Annotated in this window: 22 protein-coding genes and 1 pseudogene; 11 read left to right on the forward strand and 12 right to left on the reverse strand. The window is 67.4% G+C overall.

The genetic code is table 11. The features are described 5' to 3' along the window. Positions 1-236: 236 nt before the first annotated feature. Together C1I97_RS11320 and C1I97_RS11325 are read right to left on the reverse strand one after the other, a co-directional pair. On the reverse strand, positions 237-623 hold the full coding sequence (locus C1I97_RS11320; protein ID WP_111003100.1) for a VOC family protein: 387 nt from the start codon (positions 621-623) through the stop codon (positions 237-239). After that, complete coding sequence (locus C1I97_RS11325) at positions 620-913, reverse strand: ArsR/SmtB family transcription factor (RefSeq protein WP_111003101.1); 294 nt, start codon at positions 911-913, stop codon at positions 620-622. The genes C1I97_RS11320 and C1I97_RS11325 overlap by 4 nt, the downstream gene beginning before the upstream one ends. A gap of 133 nt (positions 914-1,046) precedes the next feature. On the opposite strand from C1I97_RS11325, the pseudogene C1I97_RS11330 reads away from it, so the two are divergent. The 6 genes and pseudogenes from C1I97_RS11330 to C1I97_RS11355 form a co-directional block, all read left to right on the forward strand. Then, positions 1,047-1,184, forward strand: a pseudogene (locus C1I97_RS11330) (carboxymuconolactone decarboxylase family protein); the annotation flags it as partial. Positions 1,185-1,443: 259 nt separating this feature from the next. After that, positions 1,444-1,650: a cold-shock protein gene (locus C1I97_RS11335; protein ID WP_111003102.1), complete on the forward strand. Its 207-nt coding sequence runs from the start codon at positions 1,444-1,446 to the stop codon at positions 1,648-1,650. 87 nt (positions 1,651-1,737) lie between these two features. Beyond that, positions 1,738-3,471, forward strand: coding sequence for a DEAD/DEAH box helicase (locus tag C1I97_RS11340; protein WP_111003103.1), 1,734 nt, complete (start codon positions 1,738-1,740; stop codon positions 3,469-3,471). A 63-nt stretch (positions 3,472-3,534) separates the two neighbouring features. After that, positions 3,535-3,735 (forward strand): DUF6924 domain-containing protein, encoded by a 201-nt coding sequence (locus tag C1I97_RS11345; protein ID WP_441349108.1) that lies wholly within the window; start codon positions 3,535-3,537, stop codon positions 3,733-3,735. A 122-nt stretch (positions 3,736-3,857) separates the two neighbouring features. After that, positions 3,858-4,667, forward strand: a complete 810-nt coding sequence (locus C1I97_RS11350) for an inositol monophosphatase family protein (RefSeq protein WP_181446678.1) — start codon at positions 3,858-3,860, stop codon at positions 4,665-4,667. 74 nt (positions 4,668-4,741) lie between these two features. After that, positions 4,742-4,957 (forward strand): e9imm peptide, encoded by a 216-nt coding sequence (locus tag C1I97_RS11355; protein WP_181446679.1) that lies wholly within the window; start codon positions 4,742-4,744, stop codon positions 4,955-4,957. A gap of 293 nt (positions 4,958-5,250) precedes the next feature. On the opposite strand, the gene C1I97_RS11360 is transcribed toward C1I97_RS11355, so the two are convergent. After that, positions 5,251-5,484 carry a DUF397 domain-containing protein gene (locus C1I97_RS11360; RefSeq protein WP_111003106.1) on the reverse strand — a complete coding sequence of 78 codons (234 nt, stop codon included), beginning with the start codon at positions 5,482-5,484 and terminating at the stop codon, positions 5,251-5,253. After that, on the reverse strand, positions 5,484-6,329 hold the full coding sequence (locus C1I97_RS11365) for a helix-turn-helix domain-containing protein (protein ID WP_111003107.1): 846 nt from the start codon (positions 6,327-6,329) through the stop codon (positions 5,484-5,486). Before C1I97_RS11365 ends, C1I97_RS11360 begins: the two co-directional genes overlap by 1 nt. Before the next feature lie 217 nt (positions 6,330-6,546). Here C1I97_RS11365 and C1I97_RS11370 point away from each other — a divergent pair, with 217 nt between their 5' ends. Next, on the forward strand, positions 6,547-7,176 hold the full coding sequence (locus tag C1I97_RS11370; RefSeq protein ID WP_111003108.1) for an ATP-binding protein: 630 nt from the start codon (positions 6,547-6,549) through the stop codon (positions 7,174-7,176). Between the two features lie 63 nt (positions 7,177-7,239). On the opposite strand, the gene C1I97_RS11375 is transcribed toward C1I97_RS11370, so the two are convergent. Beyond that, entirely contained in the window at positions 7,240-8,199 is a 960-nt protein-coding gene (locus C1I97_RS11375) for a hypothetical protein (protein WP_146608193.1), read from the reverse strand. 314 nt (positions 8,200-8,513) lie between these two features. Here C1I97_RS11375 and C1I97_RS11380 point away from each other — a divergent pair, with 314 nt between their 5' ends. The 4 genes from C1I97_RS11380 to C1I97_RS11395 all read left to right on the forward strand — a co-directional run bounded on the left by C1I97_RS11380 (position 8,514) and on the right by C1I97_RS11395 (position 14,137). Continuing rightward, a complete protein-coding gene (locus C1I97_RS11380) occupies positions 8,514-9,254 on the forward strand; it encodes a hypothetical protein (protein WP_258382523.1) in 741 nt (246 codons plus the stop codon). 58 nt (positions 9,255-9,312) lie between these two features. Beyond that, positions 9,313-10,746 carry a hypothetical protein gene (locus C1I97_RS11385; protein WP_111003110.1) on the forward strand — a complete coding sequence of 478 codons (1,434 nt, stop codon included), beginning with the start codon at positions 9,313-9,315 and terminating at the stop codon, positions 10,744-10,746. Further along, on the forward strand, positions 10,743-12,545 hold the full coding sequence (locus C1I97_RS11390) for a DEAD/DEAH box helicase (protein WP_111003111.1): 1,803 nt from the start codon (positions 10,743-10,745) through the stop codon (positions 12,543-12,545). The genes C1I97_RS11385 and C1I97_RS11390 overlap by 4 nt, the downstream gene beginning before the upstream one ends. A 233-nt stretch (positions 12,546-12,778) precedes the next feature. Beyond that, positions 12,779-14,137: a DNA cytosine methyltransferase gene (locus C1I97_RS11395; protein WP_111003112.1), complete on the forward strand. Its 1,359-nt coding sequence runs from the start codon at positions 12,779-12,781 to the stop codon at positions 14,135-14,137. On the opposite strand, the gene C1I97_RS11400 is transcribed toward C1I97_RS11395, so the two are convergent. From C1I97_RS11400 to C1I97_RS11425, 7 genes are all read right to left on the reverse strand, one after another. Continuing rightward, on the reverse strand, positions 14,063-14,530 hold the full coding sequence (locus C1I97_RS11400) for a very short patch repair endonuclease (RefSeq protein ID WP_111003113.1): 468 nt from the start codon (positions 14,528-14,530) through the stop codon (positions 14,063-14,065). The genes C1I97_RS11395 and C1I97_RS11400 overlap by 75 nt on opposite strands. Before the next feature lie 23 nt (positions 14,531-14,553). Next, positions 14,554-14,664, reverse strand: a complete 111-nt coding sequence (locus C1I97_RS42680; protein ID WP_369008355.1) for an SEC-C metal-binding domain-containing protein — start codon at positions 14,662-14,664, stop codon at positions 14,554-14,556. A 7-nt stretch (positions 14,665-14,671) separates the two neighbouring features. Further along, the gene (locus C1I97_RS11405; protein WP_111003118.1) at positions 14,672-14,950 is read right to left on the reverse strand and encodes a DUF6087 family protein; all 279 of its coding nucleotides are present in this window, start codon (positions 14,948-14,950) and stop codon (positions 14,672-14,674) included. Between the two features lie 138 nt (positions 14,951-15,088). Then, positions 15,089-16,384 (reverse strand): hypothetical protein, encoded by a 1,296-nt coding sequence (locus tag C1I97_RS11410; RefSeq protein WP_111003114.1) that lies wholly within the window; start codon positions 16,382-16,384, stop codon positions 15,089-15,091. Continuing rightward, a complete protein-coding gene (locus C1I97_RS11415; RefSeq protein ID WP_111003115.1) occupies positions 16,381-16,644 on the reverse strand; it encodes a hypothetical protein in 264 nt (87 codons plus the stop codon). The genes C1I97_RS11410 and C1I97_RS11415 overlap by 4 nt, the downstream gene beginning before the upstream one ends. Continuing rightward, positions 16,641-19,373: an SUMF1/EgtB/PvdO family nonheme iron enzyme gene (locus C1I97_RS11420; protein ID WP_111003116.1), complete on the reverse strand. Its 2,733-nt coding sequence runs from the start codon at positions 19,371-19,373 to the stop codon at positions 16,641-16,643. The genes C1I97_RS11415 and C1I97_RS11420 overlap by 4 nt, the downstream gene beginning before the upstream one ends. After that, positions 19,370-19,941 (reverse strand): class I SAM-dependent methyltransferase (locus tag C1I97_RS11425; RefSeq protein WP_111003119.1); only part of this gene is annotated, 572 nt, incomplete at its 5' end. The genes C1I97_RS11425 and C1I97_RS11420, both read right to left, overlap by 4 nt.

Genomic DNA, 19,941 nt, shown 5'->3' on the forward strand with positions numbered 1-19,941 from the left:
AGAACTTCCTCGCCCTGGACATTCCCGTCGCCTTCAGCCACAGCTGGGCCACGGCCGGCGACCACATCGGCTCCCCGAACCGCCCCGGGCTCGACAGGGATCTCAGCTGGTCACTGTGACCCGGAGCTCTGCGGGTGCTGGAGGGAGGGAACGTTACGGATGCCCCGCACCGGCCTGGGCCGCCGGTTCAGAACCCGACCGTGGACGGCAGTTGACGGCCGGTCGCTGCGCCGGGCCTACTTGTACTGGGCGATCTGGATCAGGTTGCCGCAGGTGTCGTCCAGTACCGCCGTGATGACCGGGCCCATCTCCAGCGGCTCCTGAGTGAACCGCACCCCGAGCCCGCGCAGCCGGTCGAACTCGGCGCGCACGTCGTCCACGGCGAAGGAGGTGGCCGGGATGCCGTCCTCGGCCAGCGCCTCCCTGTACGGCTTCACCGCGGGGTGGCTGTCGGGCTCCAGCACCAGTTCGGTGCCGTCCGGGTCCTCCGGCGAGACCACGGTCAGCCACCGGTGGTCGCCGAGCGGGACCTCGGTCTTCTTCACGAAGCCCAGGACGTCGGTGTAGAAGCGCAGGGCCTTGTCCTGGTCGTCGACGAAGACGCTGGCCAGGTGGATCTTCATGGGGACTTCTCCGGAGCGTCGGGCCTGAGCCATCGGGTCACGATGCGCTCAAGCGGTTCGGTGTTCAGGTCGTGGAACTTGTAGCGGCCCTCGCGTCGGGTCCGGACCAGGTCCGCGGCCTCCAGCACGGCGAGGTGCTGGCTGACCGCCTGGCGGGACAGCCCCAGACCGTGCTTGGTCGCCAGCCGCGCGCAGATCTCGAACAGGGACTGGCCGTCCCGCTCCACCAACTCGTCGAGGATGCGCCGCCGGGTGGGATCGGCCAGCGCCTTGAAGACATCTTCCACCACGACCCCACCATAGGCAAGTAACGACTTGCCTGACGAGTCGGAACCGGATGCCTTCGCACCGGCACGACGCGCGGACGACGCACCGGCCGGATGACATACCGACCGAATGGAACCGCCTCCGTTTCCGAAGGCCCGCAAGCACTACGACGACCGGACCGCCGCGCTGGTCGCCCTGGTCGCCCTGGTCAACGCGGCCAACCGCTTCGCCGTGATCGTGCACCAGAGGGGAGGCACCTACGAGCCCGGCATGTTCACCGCCACGTTCGACTGACCGGCAGACGGACATAAGCATCCAGCCCCGGCCCAAGATCATCCGATCCGGGCCGGGGCCGCGCAGGTCCAGGCCCCGTACCGCGCCGCCGCGCGCCTCGGTGGTCCACCACGGGCCGCAGGGCTGTGCTACAGTCTCAGCGTTGCAGTTGTGGTACCCATGAACCTATGTGCGCCTGACGGGAATGCTTCTCCTTCAGGCGCATTATTTGTTTTCCGGCATTTCCGGATGGGGCCTCTGCCTACAGAAGGAGAATGTCATGGCACAGGGAACCGTGAAGTGGTTCAACGCCGAAAAGGGTTTCGGCTTCATCCAGCAGGACGGCGGCGGCCCCGACGTCTTCGCCCACTACTCGAACATCGCGACCCAGGGCTTCCGTGAGCTCCAGGAGGGCCAGCGGGTCTCCTTCGACGTCACGCAGGGCCAGAAGGGCCCGCAGGCGGAGAACATCGTCCCCATCGGCTGATCGCCGGGCGCGTATCCGCTCACCGGGGTCCGCACCGTCGCGGTGCGGACCCCGGTTTGTGCTGTTTCCAGGAAGGCAGACAACCGCATGTCCCGCAGGCCCCAGAAGTCGAACCGGCGCGCCTCGTCACCCCCACCGTCCGCCTCGTCGCCGAGGGAATTCCGGCTGCCGGAAAGCACGACCCCCGCACTTCCCGCCGTCGAGGACTTCGCCGGTCTGGACATGCCCGAGGGACTGCTGAAGACCCTCGCCGCGCAGGGCGTGACCACCCCCTTCCCCATCCAGGCCGCCACCCTGCCCAACTCGCTCGCCGGCCGTGACCTGCTGGGACGGGGGCGCACCGGCTCCGGTAAGACCCTCGCGTTCGGGCTGGCGCTCCTGGCCCGCACGGCCGGACTGCGTGCGGAGCCCAAGGCACCCCTCGCCCTGGTGCTGGTGCCCACCCGCGAACTCGCCCAGCAGGTGACGGACGCCCTGACCCCCTACGCGACGGCGGTGAACCTCCGGCTGGCCACCGTGGTCGGCGGGCTGTCCATCACCAGGCAGGCCGGCGCGCTCCGGCGCGGCGCGGAGGTCGTCGTGGCGACTCCCGGCAGGCTCAACGACCTCGTGGAACGCGGGGACTGCGTGCTCGGCGGCGTACGCATCACGGTGCTGGACGAAGCCGACCAGATGACCGACATGGGCTTCCTGCCGCAGATCACCAAGCTGATCCAGCAGGTACGGCCCGACGGACAGCGCATGCTCTTCTCGGCCACCCTGGACCAGAACATCGACCGCCTGGTGCAGCGGTTCCTGACCGACCCCGTGGTGCACTCCGTGGACCCGTCCGCGGGAGCGGTGACCACCATGGAGCACCACGTGCTCCACGTCCTGGACGAGACCGACAAGAAGGCCGTCACCACGCGCATCGCCGCCCGTGACGGCCGGGTCATCCTCTTCCTCGACACCAAGAGATCCGCCGACCGGCTCGCCAAGCGGCTCCTGGCCGTCGGCGTCCGCGCGGCGGCACTGCACGGGGGCCGCTCCCAGCCGCAGCGGAACCGCACCCTGGAACAGTTCAAGAACGGCCACGTCACCGCCCTGGTGGCGACGAACGTCGCGGCCCGGGGCATCCACGTCGACGACCTCGACCTCGTCGTGAACGTCGATCCCCCCACCGACCACAAGGACTACCTCCACCGGGGTGGCCGCACGGCCCGCGCCGGCGGCTCCGGCAGCGTGGTCACGCTGGTCCTGCCCACCCAGAAACGGGACGTCACCCGGCTCATGTCGGACGCGGGCATCCGCCCCCGGACGGCCCGCGTCACGTCGAGCGACGCGGAACTGGCCACCATCACCGGCGCCCGCGAGCCGTCCGGCGTGGCCGTCACCATCGAAGTCCCCCAGCCGGCGACCCCGACGGCGTCCCGCCCGAACCGGAAGACCGGCACCAAGCCCGACAGCCGATCCGGCCGCCGACGCCGAAACGGCGGCGGGACCGAAGCGGCGACAGGCGCTGCCACCAGGACGGGCGGCCGGGGCTCCGACCGCCGGTCCGCGACCGGGGCGACAACTTCTGGCGGCACCTCCGCAGCCGGCGGCCGCGGCTCCGCCCGCCGGGCGGGATCCGGAGGGGCCACGGGCGGTGCCGCCGGAACGGGAGGCCGCAGCTCCGACCGCCGATCCGCGGCCGGTACGGCGACCGGCGGAGCCTCCTCCGGCAAGGCTGCCCGCGGATCCGCCCGCCGGACGGCGACCGGCGGAGCCACGGGCGGCACCGCCGGGACCGGCGCCCGCAACTCCGACCGCCGAGGCGGCCGCCGCACCTCTGCGACCTAGGCCGCATCAGGCAACGTCGGCCCTGGCGACGGTTTTTCGTAGGCATTCGCCCCGGGCACGCTGCTGGCGGTCACCACGCTGACGCGGGAGGAGTGCGTGGACGACGAGGACTACGAGCAGCTGACCGAGCTCGGTCACGAGTTCCGCACCATCCCGGCAGGGGTCCACGAGGTCCACGCGAACCTGAGTATCGGCAATCTGGGCTTCGAGGAGTACGCGGCATGGGCCCACGACGATCCCCAGGGGATCTACCGGCCCTTCTGAACAACCGGCTGCTGGGAGCTCCTGATTCGCCCGGCCGTCACCCCGTCCAGGGGCTGCGGCGTGCGCCCCTGGACCAGCGGCCGCAGGTGGGGATGAGTCTTGCCGTCGGTATCCTGCGCGACGTGAGCAACTCGTATGCGGGCCTTGACGATGCCGAAGTCGCGACAGTTGCGGCACGTGTCGGCGCGGACGTGGTGCGCACCCTGTACGGCCGACGGCTCGCCCGCATCGACAAGGGCGCCGGGGACTTCGCCACCGTGGCCGATGTGAAGGCCGAGAAGACGATCCTCGCCGTCATCCGCGCCGCGAGACCCGATGACGCCGTGCTCGGCGAGGAGGGCGGACAGCAGGGCGCCGCGGAGGCCGCGCGCCAGTGGCTGGTGGACCCCCTGTGCGGCACGCTGAACTACGCCGTCGGCACCATGCTCGTGGCCGTCAACGTGGCGCTGCGCGGCGGTGCGGCGGCGGTGGCCGACCCGTTCGGCGGCGAGGTCTTCTTCACCGACGGCGAGACCGCCTGGGTACGGCGCGACGGTGCCGACACCCGGCTGGCGCCCACGCCCGCGACCCGGCTCGTGGACGTCAACCTCGACCCGCCGTTCCCCAACGCGCCCGACTTCCGGGCCGTCGACCTACTGGCCCACCCCGGGTTCGTCCAACGGTTCCGGCCCAGGGCCGTCTCCACGACCCTGGCGCTGGCCTGGGTCGCCGCCGGCAAGCGCGCCGCGTACGTCACCGACGGCGGCGACCTGGCCGAGAGCGTGCATTTCGCCGCCGGTATCGCTCTGTGCCAGGCTGCCGGCTGCGTGGTCACCGGGATTGACGGCGCCCCGATCGGGCGGGCGGGCCGTGGACTTGTCGCCGCGGCCGACGACGAAACCCACCAACTGCTGATGTCGATGATCGACAGCCGAAGCCGTCACCGCGCATGAGAGATCGTCCCCCGCGCCGGCCTCGACGGGGTGGTGAGGTGACGGAGGAGGAGACCTGACGGGGTGAGGTGGAGATGAGCCGGGCCCAGGCTGTTGCGCTCGTGCAGCGGATCATGGACGCGGATTACGCCTCCGACGAGGAGGTGGGCAACTGGCTGGAGATGCTCGGCAGGGTTCTGGCATGTCCACCCGGGCACGTCAGCAGCTTGATCTTCTGGCCGCCGGAGCGGGAACTCTCGGCCGACGAGGTGGTCGATCAGGCCTTGGCGTATCGGCCGATCGCCTTGTGAGAACCCCGTTCATCCCCGGATCCGGACGACGAGGGCCGCCGTGGCAGTGGTGACCGGGGAAGACGCAACCGCGTTTGCCGAACCGGTCGACGACGACTCGGCACTGACCGGGCAGCCCCGCCGCGTCACGACACCGCACTGGGGGACGGGCGTGGCTCCCGCAGGCGGAAGTGCAGGATTCGGGCCACCCGCGACCTGGAAAATGCCTGGTCATGGCAGTGCACGGTGGCCCAAATCCTCCACTTGGTGTGGGCGTTGAGGCGCTACCGTGACCAGGCGCGCGGAACTGTCTCTCAGGACACCGAAAAGCTGCAGCGGTCGGCGAGGTGGGTATGGCACGTACCAGCCACGAAGCCCGTCCATGCCTCCGCCGACACGGTGAGGTGGGGGTGCTCGGGCTGCTTGGAGTCCCGCACGAGCACGCCGGACGGGGCGAAGGCGGCCTCTACGCACTCGGTCGTGTTACCGCCGCTGTATGACGACTTGAACCAGACGAGTTCGGAGACGGACCGGGGGCCGACGGACATCACAACTCCTTGCGGGCACGATGGATCATGGCGGAGGAAGCCTCCATGTCCAACGCTTGTGCGCGGAGGTACTCGAACGCAAGTCTGTATCGATCCAGTTCCTCGTCCTTCTCCAGAAAGAGCGATCCGGCGTGAAAGTCGACGTACACCACGTCGAGGGCTGACTCGGTGCCGCCGATGATCACGAAGCTGCCGAGGGCGGCGGAGTGGGCTCCCTTGGAGAACGGCAGCACCTGAAGCGTGATGTGAGGGGACTCGTTCGCTTCCAGAAGCCGGTCGAGCTGTTCCTTCATGGCCTCCGAGGACCCGACCACCCGGCGGATCACGGACTCGTCGAGGATCGCCCACAGACGAGGCGGCTTAGGCCGGTTCAGGATCTCCTGGCGTTTCATACGGATGTCCACCAGCCGCTCGATCTCGGACGGCTCCAGTGGGATCTCGTTGGCCTTCTGCAGAGCAGTGCTGTAGGCACGCGTCTGGAGAAGGCCCGGGACGTAGACGCACGAGAAGTGGTCCTCGCGTACGGCCTCGTCCTCCAGAGTGAGCAGCAGGTTCATGCTCTCCGGGATGGAGTCGGCGAAGGAACTCCACCAGCCCTGCTGCTTGGCGTCCTTGGCCAGCCTGACCACAGCTTCCCGTTCGGAGTCGGTGGCTCCGTACTCGCGGCACAGCGCATCGACAACAATCCACTTGACCGGGCCCGCTTGGGTTTCATACCGGCTGACCGTCGCCTTCGATACGCCGACCAGTCGGCCGGCCTCCTCCAGGGTCATCCCCTTGCGGGCACGCAACTTACGCAACATCGCCCCCAGTTGGCGACGGCGAGTGGTGGTCCTTACGGACATGGGGCTCCTCTGTGAGTACCCCCGGGCAGTGGCTCGGGGCCTGAACAGGCTAGGCAGTGCGGCAGCCAGCTCACCACGAGATTCACTCGATAGATTCGTGTGAGAAGTTACATAGTGAGAGTTCTCTGTGTCATCCTCGCTTACGAATCGCTACGCAATGCAGTCGCATGGATGCGGCAGGCGCAGCATGTGTGTGGCGCGGGAGGGAGGAATGCCCATGCCGGGTATCGACATCACGGACCGTCAGCGCCGCTGCGTTCTGCCATTCGAGGCGGTGCCGGCGGAGGTCCAGCTGCTACGGAAGGCAGCCGCCGCACAGTTGAACCACTGGGGCGTGCCAATGGCCGGAGATGAGACCGCACTGGTCATCACGGAACTCGCGACGAACGTCATCAAGCACGTTGGTGAGGGCACGTCGGCGACTCTCATTCTTGAGTGGAAGCGCGACAGGCTGCGCGTTGAGGTGCATGACAAGAGTCGTTCGCTGCCCGCGCCGGGCAGCGCAGCATGCGAGGCGGAGTGTGGTCGCGGTCTGCACATGGTCGCCGCCATGGCAGTGGACTGGGGGACCATCGTCACGGTCCTCGGGAAGGGGGTGTGGTGTGAGATCGCTCTGGGGTCCGAGGTCGCGTGCCGACGCGTAGAGCGTGCCATTGAAGCGCTTGAGAACTACCAGGGGCGCAGTGGCGCTGTCCTGGAAGGGAGCCGACGTGAGGCGGTTTTGGAGGAGTCCGCGATCGAACTGATCGCGGATTTGCTCCACTGGACGGCCGTCCGCGGCCATGATCCGGACGACATCCTCGATCGGGCTCAGATGCACTACGAGGCTGAAACGGACGCGGCCTGACTTCTTGACGCACTGTCGTTATCGGCAACTGCTTCCGAGCGTGGCCAGTGCGGTGCCGGCCGGTTAGCGCAGGGCCGCGTGCAGTATGGCGCCGGCATCGTCCACCGCTCCCTCCGCATGCAGCTCCAGAGCAACCGTCATGACGTGCCGGTCCCCTTGGTCTCGGCCATAGACGTGGATCAGGTTGTCGGCCAGGTGGTCTCGCTCCTGCTGCCGCAGCTCAACCATCACCAGCGCGGTCTCGGACGGACTCAGCAACTCTGTTGTGCCCTGTCGGAGAAGGGTGAGCGCCGAGTCCTCTTTCCCGGCGGCGTCCAGTTCTGCTGCCTGTGCCGCCAACTGCCGTGCCACGACCCTTTCTTTCTCGCTCCGCTGCCGGTCCCCCTTTCGGAGGGGGACCGGCAGCGGAGCCCTGGAAGCTTGGGCCATCGCCAGACGTGCTTGCAGGCCGGCTTCGACGGCCTCCAGTTTCTGTATCGCTGCCCGCATGGCCGCTACTTCCTTCCGGAGGGCGGCCATGCGGGCAGCGTTTTCTTTACGTTCTTGCTGGTAGGCCACCTGTTCCTGCTGGAGGACCGCGCATGCAGAGCAGGGCGCACTGAGCTGCTGGGCGAGGGAATCGATTCGCCTGCCCAGCTCTGCGCAGCGCTCGCAGAGGCCCCGGTTCTCGGCTTCGGCGTTGACGCGGAGAGTCTGCAGGGCGTCAAGCGTGATACCGACGTCCTGGCTGTTGGCAGACAAGCAGGCCGCCTTGTACAGCTCCTCGATAAAACGCTGGTTGGGAACCCTGGGATCGAGGCTTGCGAACCGTGACAGGGAAGTTGGATTAGTCCCCAAAAGTTTTGCTACTTCTGCCTGGGTGGGTGGCCTATCTCCCGATTTGGTCGACTCTTCCGTCTTCAGGAGACAGAGCAAAGGCCGGAGGGCCAGTACGAGCTCCAGCTTCCGCGGACAGTGGCCCTCGTCCAGCAGCTCTCTCTCCAGCCACCCGCCCGCGCGCGGCTTGCTTCCTTCTGATGACATGCGGTTTTGCCTCCGAGCTGCTCAGGCTCCGTGGGAGCCGAGGCCCCAAAGTCCCTCCATGGTCTGGTGATTGTGCCCAAAGATCCCTGGTGTGACACCCGTGTTCCTCTTGTTCCCTCTCGGCGCGGGCTTGCTATTTGCCGAGCAAGTTCGGTGTGCCAGCTTGCTTTACCGAAGCAAGCGCGAAAGGGGTGTACTTCGGTCTTGTGCGTGGTGTGAACTGAGGGAGATGAAGAAGCCGCTGAGGAGCCGGGGGAACGCGGAGCCTGAGTGCGGACTGTCTGCAGCAGCTGGCGCACACTCAGAAACGCGGTGTGCCTGAACGACGCGAGTTCACGGAGGCGTTGATGGAAGAAGTTCCGTCTTATCGGGATAAGAAGTTCGGAAGTATGGTGCGGGCTGCGCTGTGGCTGCTCACGGTGGTGGGGGAGGACAACGTCTTCACCAAGGCGCAGCTACGCGAGGCGTTTCCGGACGTCGCCCAGATCGACCGCAGGCTCCGCGATCTGCGGGATCACGGCTGGCGGATCGACACGAGCCGCGACGACCCCTCCCTGCGCCAGCAGGAACAGCGGTTTGTGACCAGGGGCGCCGATGTCTGGATCCCGGGCAAGTCGAAGGCGCCGAAGCATAAGACCAGCCTGACCGCCACCCAGCGAGCGAAGGTCCTGCACGACGACAACTACCTGTGCCGGTCGTGCGGCGTAGGCGCCGGCGAGGCGTACGAGGACGGCGGCGGAATCGAGCTTGCCAAGCTCAACGTCTCCCGGCGTAAGGTGCTCCACTCCGGTGAGAGTGAGCTTTCTGAGTACCAGCTCGTCACCGAGTGCAAGAGGTGCGGGACCGGGGGAGGGCCCGACCGGGAAGTCGACCTCGGCGCACTGCTGGAACTCGTAGAGGATCTTGCCCCGTTGGAGCAGCGCCTCTTCGCCAAGTGGATTGACGCCGACCAACGCACGTTCAGCCCGATCGAGAAGGTCTGGGGGATCTACCGGACCCTCCCTCAGGAGTCGCGTGCCGCGGTGGCCCAGGCCATCGACGACATGACCGACTGACGGGGCACCGGCAGCAGAAGGAAGTCAGGACCGACAACGGAAAGGGACGGGAAGAGTCATGCTGCGGGAGTTCCCGCCGCCGCCGCGCGCGGACGAGTTCAGTGAGCTGATCAAGCAGAGGCTGAAGGAGGTGAGGGCCGTTGGAGGCACCCGGGAGACCGTCACCGTCGACTGGAACGGGCAGCAGATCCACGTCGACGTGATCGACCTCCCGTTGAGTGGCCTCTACCTCAACCCTGGTACCCACCGGATCCGCGCCCAGCGCACCCACAACCCGGACCAGGACCGGAACCTGGACGAGGCCCCCTTCGAGGAGGCTGGGCAGAGTTACCTGCGGACTCTGCTCCAGGCCCTGCCGTCCAACCCGGACCTGCGGGACCCCGCCTTCGACAAGCTGAAGGAAGACCTGCGTCAGTTCGGTCAGAACGACCCGGGGCTGGTCACCCACCATGGCGTGCTGGTGAACGGCAACACGCGCGCTGTCGCTCTCCGGGAACTCGGCCAGCAGTCGATGCGAGTGGGCGTGCTCCCTTCGTCGTTCACTCAGGCCGACATCGATTCCGTCGAGCTGGCACTCCAGCTCCGCCAGGATCAGCGCCGCGACTACTCATACATCAACCGGCTGCTCGCCATGGAGGAGCAGGCGTCGCTGGGCCGCACGCCTGAGCAGATCGCCAAGGAGTTCCGGATCCGGACGGCCACGTACCACCAGGAACGGTGGATCCTCAGTGTGATCAAGGAGCTGAATGACCGCAGCGCGAGCGGCGGAGGCGTCGCGCTGCGGCTCGTGGACTGGGAAGGGGCACAGGAACGGCTCAAAGAACTCCACCGGCTTTACACGAAGCTCGAGAGCCTCAACCGAGACCAGGCTGAAATCCTCAAGGAACGGCGTCTGGCGGCGATCCTGCTCGACTTCTCGAAGACGGACGTACGTCACATCGACGAGATGTTCCTGGAACAGGAGTATCTGGAGAAGGCACTGCCGACGGAGCTGGCGGAAAGCGGGACGGCCGGGCAGGCCGAGTCGGTGTCTATCCCCGGACTGGGCCTGGACGTTCCGGCAGCCTCCTCGGCTGTATCGGCGGCCCGTGCTCTGAACGACCGCATCCTTCGGGCTGCGGCCACCGTCCGCAATACGACGGCGGGGCTGGCCGACAGTGAGAAGGCTCAGGCTCAGACCCTGCTTGATGGAGCAAAGGACGCGTTCGACAGGGCGATCGACAGTCATGGCCGCGATGCCCGAGTCCGCAAGCGCAAGCAGCTCGCCCCGGCCCGGCTGGCGGACGCGTGTGCTGATATCGACCAGTGCGTCATCGAGCTCGTTCAGGCCCGTACCTCGAATAGTCTGGACGAAGAGGCCTTCGACGAGGCTGTGATCAAGCTCCAGAGCAGCTTGCGCAAGCTCGCCCAGCAGGCCGGCCGTGGTATCCCGAACCCTGGAGATGGCGTTTCCTGGCTCCTCGCCGCAGCCAGCGTGGAGGGTTCCCGGTGACGGAGACGTCCCTGCACCTGGGGTTCGATGACTCCCGTACCCGTGTTGTCCTGCGGACCACGGACCAGTACCGGCAGGATCTCGTCCAGCTGGCCGCCCGGTTTCGTACCGGCGGCCAGCTGGGCCCCCTCTCTGCCTCAGTGAGCCTGGACGAACTCCTTGCGGACCTGACCGTCCTCAGCGGTTGGCCCCACCCTGTTGGTGTCGAGTGGGCCCCGGAACTCCGGAACCTCGTGTCCGGTGTGGTCCGGGACTCCAGGTTGGTCGAGGAACGACTGGTCGGCTCTGGCGCTCCTCCTGAAGTCTCTGCCAACGAGGTGCTGAGCCTGCTGGGAGACACATGGGGGGCTGATCTCAACAACTTCCAGCGGCGGGATATCGCCAAGCTGCTCTCTCTGGGGCATGGGGCGAACTTCAGCGTGCCCGGAGCTGGCAAGACCAGGGTGGCGTTGGCCGTATACGCCGCGCAGCGGACTCAGGGCTACGCCACCAGGCTGCTGGTCGTCTGCCCCAAGTCGGCCTACGAGTCATGGCGTTATGAGACCGCGGTCTGCTTCAGCTATCCGCTGCGCACCCATGTGCTCGACGGCTCCCTGGATCAGTGGGCTGAGGTCCTCATCGTCAACTACGAGCGACTGGACCGCTCGCTGTCTCTGCTGGCCAATTGGCTGAAGTCCGCACCTTCGATGATCATCCTCGATGAGGCCCATCGGATGAAGCTCGGCGCGCGTGGCACGTATGGTGCCGCGTGCATGGCGCTGGGCCCGCTCGCGGAGCGGCGGTTGATCCTGACCGGAACGCCGGCCCCGAACGGCTCCAAGGACCTGGAGAACCTTATGGGCTTCGTCTGGCCGGGGCACGGGCAGCGCACGGTGACCCGGGCGGTGGCCGGCGGCGATCTCGCCTACGCGAGCACGGTCCTGCGGCCGCTGTTCACTCGTACGACCAAGCAGGAACTAGGGCTACCGCCGATGACTCTGCGGATGCGCTACGTCGACATGCCGGATCTGCACGCCGAGATCTACCGCTCGCTAGTGGGCGGCATGTCCACCGGTAGCGTTCGTGACGACCTTAGCGCGCTTGGAAAGACGGCGCTGCGCCTGCTGATGGCGGCGACCAGCCCCGCCCTGCTGCTCGAAGGCGCCACTAAATACGAGCCGCTGGTCTACCAACTGCCCCCGCTGGACATCCCGGCCGGCAGTTCGCTGTACTCGCTGATGCAGAACCTTCCTGACTATGAGCTGTCACCCAAGTACAAGGAAGCACTGGCGATCGTCGCCGAGAACGCCGCGCAGGGCCGCAAGACGCTGGTCTGGACGACTTTCGTACGCAGCCTGACGACGTTGGCGCAGATGCTGGAAAAGTACAGCCCGGCCGTCGTGTACGGCGGTACGCCTGACCGGGAGGAGCAACTGCGCCGCTTCCGCGAGGACCCGAGCTGCATGGTGCTGATCTCCAACCCGGCGACCCTCGGAGAGGGCATCAGCCTCCATCACGTCTGCCACGATGCCGTCTACGTGGACCGGGACTTCATGGCCGGCCGCTACCTCCAGAGCCTTGACCGGATTCACCGGCTAGGCCTCGCCCCTGACACGGAGACGAGGGTCACCGTCGTCGCGGCACGCGAGACTATCGATGAGGTGGTTGAGGTACGTCTGGACCAGAAGCTTGAATTCATGGGCAAGATCCTTGACGATCCCACGGTCCAGCAGCTAGCTGACCTGGAGGAAGAACCCTCCGTGGCGGCAGGGCTCGCACCCGGTGACATCGAGGCCTTGCTGCGGCACATCGGCCGCTGATAGGCCTGACACCTCATCGGCTGGACCTCCCCGCCCACATCCCTCTCCACAGGGTGGAGAGGGCTCAAGACCGCAGGCATGGGAAGCGTTCCTCGACCTCACTGCTGGCCCCGTCAGTGGCCAGCAGTGAGACAGTGGGAGACTCGTGGGCGTCGAGTGCTCAAGAGCCAGCAAGTGATCATGGCCTCTGGAACACTTGAGACCCATTTTGAGTCACTCCTGGAAGGAGCGCCATGAGCGCCAGCGGTCGTGAACGTCCGCAGTTCACCCGGCCACTGACCTCGGTGGAGATCTGTGCCGGTGCGGGCGGACAAGCCGTTGGGCTGCACAACGCGGGGTTTGATCACTTGGCCCTCGTGGAGTGGGATCCGCATGCGGTCGCCACGCTACGGGCGAACGTGGGTGGCTGGCCAGGGTGGGGCGAGGAGCGTACCGACGCTCTTGAATCCATGGATGTGAAGGAATTCCTTACGTCCGAGGTACGCAAGAAGCTTGAGGTCCCTGAAGAGGGGCTTGATCTACTGGCTGGCGGCGTGCCGTGCCCTCCGTTCTCACTGGCTGGGAAGCGGCTAGGGAAAGATGATGAGCGGGACCTTTTTCCGGCCGCTCTGGATATTATTGGTGACCTCAAACCAAGGGCGGTAATGATTGAAAACGTCCGGGGTATTCTGGAGCCACCGGAGGTTTTTATTGACTATCGCAGAGACATCTTGGGTGACCTTCGTGATCTCGGTTATATGGTCCCGGAGATCAATAAGAACTGGTCTGCCACGGAGCAGGACCGTGTCATGCGGAAGGTTTGGCGCCGGATTGACGCGAGCGGTTTTGGTGTGCCGCAGTTGCGTCCGCGGGCCATCTTGGTTGTGATTCACAAGGACGTATTCGAATCCTCGGGTGTCGAATATGTCTGGCCGTCCGGGATTAAGGGCGAGCAAGTTACCGTATTCGATGCGCTTGCAGCCAGCATGGAAGTGCGCTGCCGGAAATATTGGACGAAGAATAAGCACGGGGAGCAGGCCAAGCCGGGGGAGCGCACCGGAAAGGATGTTTTCCAAGACTGGAAGCGCAAGGCTTACAAGGCTGCTGAGCTGCGCAGAGGAGTTGCTCCGACGCTGGTCGGGGGGTCTAAGAAGCACGGTGGGGCGGACCTTGGGCCAACAAGGGCCAAACGCGCATGGGAAGCTCTAGGTGTCGACGGGATGGGAGTCGCCAACGACCCGGAGAAGTGCGACCCGGAGCGGGATCTGTTCCGGCCTGCCGGTCCTATGTTGACCGTGAAACAAGCCGCGCTTATTCAGGGGTTCCCGGATGACTGGAATTTTCAAGGAAGGAAGACCGCGCAATATCGTCAGGTTGGAAACGCATTTCCGCCTCCAGTGGCTGAAGCCATAGGGCGAGCTATCGCAGCTGTGCTCCGGCCTGAGCATGACCGTACTGAACTCCTCGGAGGGTACGAAATGGGTGACAGTAAGGTCACTCCCGATGCTCCGGAGCCAGAGCAGATGATTCTGCCGGTATCAACTAGGTCGCGTCTCACTGCGAAGACGCCGCAGGGTGACCATCTTGGCGATCTTATCCGCGCAGGCGTCTGACGGCTCGTGCTCCCAGAAACGGAGCACGAGCCACCCGGCAGCTTCCAGGCGCTGGTCGGTGTCACGGTCCCGCTCAACGTTGCGGATGACCTTGTCCGACCAGTAGCCGGAGTTCGTTTTCGGCGGAACATAATGCTCTGGGCAGCCGTGCCAATAGCAACCATCGATGAATACTGCGACCTTGGCCGGACGGAATACCAGATCTGCCGTACGGCGAAGGTCTGGCAAGGGACGCGCGGCGACACGATAACGCAGCCCCTGAGCATGGACGAGACGCCGGATCAGTTTTTCAGGCTGTGTGTCCCGGCTACGGATCGCCTGCATATTGCGACGACGTGCTGCGGACGAGGCCCATGAGCCTTCTGGCGCTTCCCACGGGGGATCATCAGACACGTTGCAAGCCTAGCCCGCTCTGGTTACGAGCCGTAGCGCTCCCCGTAACCCCGCCCCGAACCGCACCAGCAAGTCGCCCCCGCTCCGGTGGTCATGTGAGGAGGGCCTCGGCGTCCTCGGGGTATAGCGCACATGTCGCGTTCAGGGCGCGTCCGGTTCCCGGTTCACCCACTCCTTGGCCCCCACCAGGTCGGGCGCCGTGCCCACCACCTGGTACGCGAAGCCGTCCCACTCCTCCAGGACGCGTGGCTCATCCGGTCGTAGGTGGCCGGCGCCGCCGTGGACCGGCCGGTGGCGGCGGTGGACGTCCATCGGCGGTCGGCGTCGCTTGGCGTACGCGGCGAGCGGGGCGTCGGGGTCGATCCGCGGGACCGCCCTGGACGGTTGGTTCGGCGGTCCCGGGCGACGGTGCTTGGCCATGCTGTCGATGGTCTCAGGCGGCTCCACCTTCTCATCAGCCCAGGCAGGGAACCGTACACCTCTGCCTGGCCGAGCAGCACCGCCGTTGATCTCCGACCCCCGGCCACCTGGTCGTTGCCCGGACCCATGACGGATGTCCTACCGCCTTCTCTCCCCACCCCGCAGAGACGACAGCACCAACCGCCCATACCGCGTCGTCAGCGCCGCCGCCGTCGCAGCCACCGACACCCCGAGGCCGACCAGAAGGTGGGACAGGGAGTGGTCGTCCAGGACCTGCAGGATGCCCAGGGCCGTGCCGAGGGGCAGGCCGAGGATGGTGAGGACGCCCAGGGCGCCGCTGATCTGTTGGCTTTCCTGGGTCTGGACGAGGCGGCTGTAGTCGGCGGCCTCGGCGAGGATCTCGGCGAAGCGGGCCGGGAGGCGGTGCTGGTGCTGGAAGGCGAGGAGGAGTTCGTTGGCGGGGCCGTGGGCGGTGAGGTGCTGACGCCAGTAACCGCTGCGGAAGAGCGCGATGCTGCGCTCCAGGGTGGCTACGCGGCGGGCCAGACGCCGGGGTGAGGTGAACACGTCCGAGAGTTCGTCGGTGAGCTCGTCGATGTGGTCGCGCTGGAGGGAGCCCAGCAGCAGGGCGTCGAGGTAGACGGTACGGGAGTGCAGCGCGCCGAACTCGAAGAAGTCGCCCTCGCCCGTGTCGGGCCGGTGGCCGAGGAAGGCGGCGCCCTGCCGCAGCACCAGGGCGCTCCAGTCCGCGGATATCCGTACCGCGCCCTTGAGTTCCTCGGCGGCGGTCTCCGGGGCCAGGGGGAAGTCCGCCGGGTTGGAGCGGGAGGCCAGTTGCCACAACCAGCGGTCCGCCGTGGCAGGGAGTTCGCCTTCCGGGCCGTTGCGGAGAGTGAGCGTGTGCTGTTCCGTCGGGGTGAGGAAGGCGATCGTGTACGGGCGGGCGATGGCGAAGGGTGTGGCGGAGTCACGGACGTCGGCGATTCCGGCGAGGAGTGCGGTCGGGTCGAACGGGCCGGTGAGGCCGGGTACCGGTTCGTCATCCATGGAGGGGCGGCGGCCGGCCAAGGACCGCAGGACCGGCAGCAGCGGTCGTTCCACGGTGAAGTGCAGGACCACGAGGGCGTGTTCGGGGTCGCGGGCAGTAGCCGCGCGGAGCAGTTCCATGCCGAGCAGGCGCAGCCCGTCATGCTTGATGTCGAGCGGCAGGTGCCAGCGTCGTGGCCGTCCGGGAGCGCCGTAGAGGGCACGGGCGGAGGCGGGCGTGAAGTACGTGGACCGAGTCGGCGCGTCCGTACGACGGCTGCCGAGCTCGAACGGGAACGGGCCCTCCGGCCAGCCAGGGGCACGGTGCAGCCGGGCGGGCAGGACGACGGTCAGCTCCTGGCGGGCGCCTGTGATGTCGTCGAGCAGTGGTGCTTCGTCGCCGGTCACCGGTAGTACGCCGCCGGGTCCGGCTGGTCGAGGCGGATGACGAACTCCGCCCGGTCGGGGCTCTCGGCGGATACGTGGAAGCGGACCCGCTCACCGGTGCGGATGGTGCGGAATCCCTCGGTCACGATCTGCCGGTAGTCGAAGCTGTAGTACCGCTCCTCCTCGTCGTCCCGGACGATGTAGGAGCCCAGTGCGCCGGTCGCTCCGCCGCCGCTCGGCCGGCGGTCGACGATGGTGCCGTGCCGCGGTCCGCCGTTCATGCCGTCGTCGTTCCTTCCGCTGGGCTCGTGTCTGCTGTCGGTGTCGTGGCAGGGACGTCCGCCGGGTCGATGTCCCGCACACAGCGGAAGCCGACCGCGTTGCTTCCGCCGCGCTTGCGGTAGACGCCCTTGGTGCTGGTTTGCACCGCGCGCATCGGGTTGTCGTAGCTTCCGCCGCAGATGACGGCCTCGGCGGGGTCGTCCAGGCTGGTGGAGGTCCACTCCCAGCAGTTGCCCACCATGTCCAGCACGCCGAACGGGGAGCGGTTGCCGGGACGTTCGCCGGAGGGTGTGGCACCGGCGCGGCGAACGGCGTCGCCCGCGAAGTCCCGGTACCACGCCTGGTAGGTCACGACGGGGTGGCCGACCCAGGCGTCGGCGCAGTTGACGCGGCTGGTGTCCGGGGCGTCGCCCCAGGGGAAGAGCCGCCCGTCGGTGCCGCGTGCCGCGGCCTCCCACTCGAGGGACGTCGGCAGGCGTTTGCCTTCGAAGGCGGCGAAGGCGTAGGCGCTCCACCAGTTGACGCAGATCGCCGGGTGGTCGTCGTAGCGCGGGTTCTCGTAGTAGTCGCGGTGGCGCAGTCGGTCGGTCCACGGGTGGTGGGTGACATGGGCCGGCTGGTCGGGGTGGTCCCAGCGTGATCTGCCGTCCGGGTTGAGCGCGTCGAGGAAGCGACGGTAGCGTGCGACGGTCACGGCACGGCGGTCGAAGCGTACGGGGCGCTCGACGCGGCGGATCAGCAACCGTTCGGCCGGGCCGACCAGATACGCACCGGCGGGCAGCACGCAGTCGTCCCGCGTGTCACCGGCGTCACCAATCCCGCCGGACAGGTCGGCGAGGAAGGCCCGCACCTGTTCCGTCAGGAAGGCGCCGTCCGGGATGTCCGCCGCCGCGTCCAGGTGGGCCGGGTCGGTGAGATACCGGGCGGCCAGCAACTCCTGGTACGCCGTGTGCACGAAGGCGACGTGGTCCGGCCCTGCGGGGCGCAGCAGCGGAGCGAGGACGCAGGCCGTCAGGTCGAGGCGTCCGTCCTTGAAGGCGTCGGGGCCCAGAGCGCGGTGCAGGTCGAGCAGGGAGAAGACGGTCCTGTCGGTGAGGAATGGCCGGCCCAGCGCGGCGGGTAGGCGCTGCTCCAGGTCGGGCCGCCCGCCCTCGGCAAGCGTCCGCGTGATGTGGGTGCCGAGGATCTCCGCGAGCGGCTGCCCCGGAGGGAGGGCGAGCCGCGCGGTCAGGCGCCTTTCCAGCGGGGTCGCTGCGGGCTCGGTCAGACGTACTACGTGGAAGTGCGGGACGCGGGACGGTTCGATGCCGTTCGCGTACATCTGCTCGACGAGCTGTTCGGAGCGTCCAGCGCCGTTGTCGAGCAGCTGGCGCACCTGGGGCGAGTCCGCGAGGAAGGAGACCCGGGAGCTCATGACGACCGCCGACTCGGCGGACAGTACGGCCGCGAGGTCGGTGAACAGGCGCAGGAACCCGGCGGCGCTCGGCTCCTCGACGCCCTCGTCCATGGCGTCGAGCACGCACAGTGCGGCCCCGGAGCGGATCAGGTAGAGGAAGAGGTCGTACGCGCGGGAGCGGTCCGAGGTGGCCATGGCCGGAGCGAGGAGGCGGGCCGCGTACTCGGAGAAGGGCTCGTCCTTCGGCTTGAGGCCGAGGTCGAAGTAGAAGCGGAAACGGCGAATCTCCGGGTTGGTGGCCAGGGCGCGCAGAAGGGTGCTCTTGCCGCTGCCCGGCCGGCCGGTGACGAGGATGTTGGCGCTTCCGTGCGCGAGGCGGGTCAGGAGTTCGGCCGCGTCACCGGACTCCGTCACCTTCTGTTCGCCGGTGCGCGGGTCGGTGCTCAGGGCCGTGGCGGCGACAGCGAGCCGCGGTTGTGGCGTGGTGCCGTCGGTGATCTCGGCGGTGGTGCTGTCGGCGAGTCCGGAGAGGTGGGCGTCGAGGTTGACGATGGTGTCGACGAAGCCGTCGTACCGCACGATCCGGAAGTCTGTGCCCAGGAGTTGGTGGAGAGCGCCGGAGCCCCCGCCCCCGTCATTGTCCACGACGACGAAGCGGGTGAGTTTGGGTAACCGGGTGCGCAGCAGCTCGCCCCCGTGGGAGGCGAGGACGGTGCCCAGGTCGTCGGCGTCCCGGGAGAGCATCAGCTCCACGTATTCGAGCCGCATCCCGGACTCCCGGCAGAACAGCAGGTACACGGTGTCCGGGCTGAGGACGAACCGCTTCGCCTGCCGGTAGCCGAGGGTGACGTGGAGCCCAGCCAGGAACTCGCAGCGGCGTGCCACCTCGGGGGCCACGTCGGGTTCGCCGCCGAGCAGGGCCGCGCTGCCGGTGTCGGTGAACCAGACCAGGACGTCGACGAGCCTGCGGACCGCGAGCAGCCCGTCCTCGTCGCTGATGTCGTAGCCGTCGTGGGTGGAGCGGTTGCGCAGGCGGCGGATGTCGTCGAGCGCGTCGAGAACCGTGCTGCTGCGGATGTGCGGGCGGCAACGCTTCACCAGGTCGTTCAGTGCCTTGGTGGAGGGGTCGCCCTCGACGCCGTGGTGACGCCACAGCTCCTTGAGGAGCTTTTCGGTCAGCTTTCCGACCAGAGCGACGGCGTTCTCGGGATAGCCGTCGTTAAGGGACCGTAACGGGCGCTCCAGGTCGAGTCCGAGGCGGTCGGCGATCCGCGCGTGGTCGTCGAGCTCCCTCCGCAGACGCCGCAGTCGTTCGTCGACGACGGTACTCACGCGCCCTCCTCCGGCCGTCGTCCGAGGATGAACGCGAACCGGTCGGGGAAGACCAGTTCGGGCTCCGGGTGAGCGGCTCGCATCTCCTCGATGCCTTTCTCGATCTCACTGTCGCTGAAAGTGGAGAGTAGGGACATGTAGCGGGCGCGGACCATGCCGAGGTACCTGTCCCGGTCGATGCGCAGTTCGTGCTCGACATGGTCGAGCCGGGTGTCCAGTCCCGCCGTGCGCAGATGCCCCTGGATGACGGCCGGGTCCGGTTGCAGTTCCTCGAAGCGGGCCAGGGCGGCCGCGAACAGCGGGTACTGGATGGTGGCCGGGAGCATGACCACCAGCAGCCGGCCTCCCGGGGCCAGCCGGTCGGCAAGGCCGCGCAAGGTGTGAGCCTGGTCGACCACGTGGTGCACCGACTCCTTGAGCCACATCGCGTCGAGCTGCTCGTACGGCAGCCGGGTCCGCCCTTCGGCGATGTCCTCCGCGGAGGCGACGACCGGCCTCAGCGAGAGTGGGGGCGGGGTGCCGAGCCCTTGGAGCATGGCCTCGGAGGGGTCGACGCACAGGATGGGGT

This window comes from Streptomyces sp. NTH33 (assembly GCF_003236365.1).
Lineage (GTDB): Bacteria > Actinomycetota > Actinomycetes > Streptomycetales > Streptomycetaceae > Streptomyces.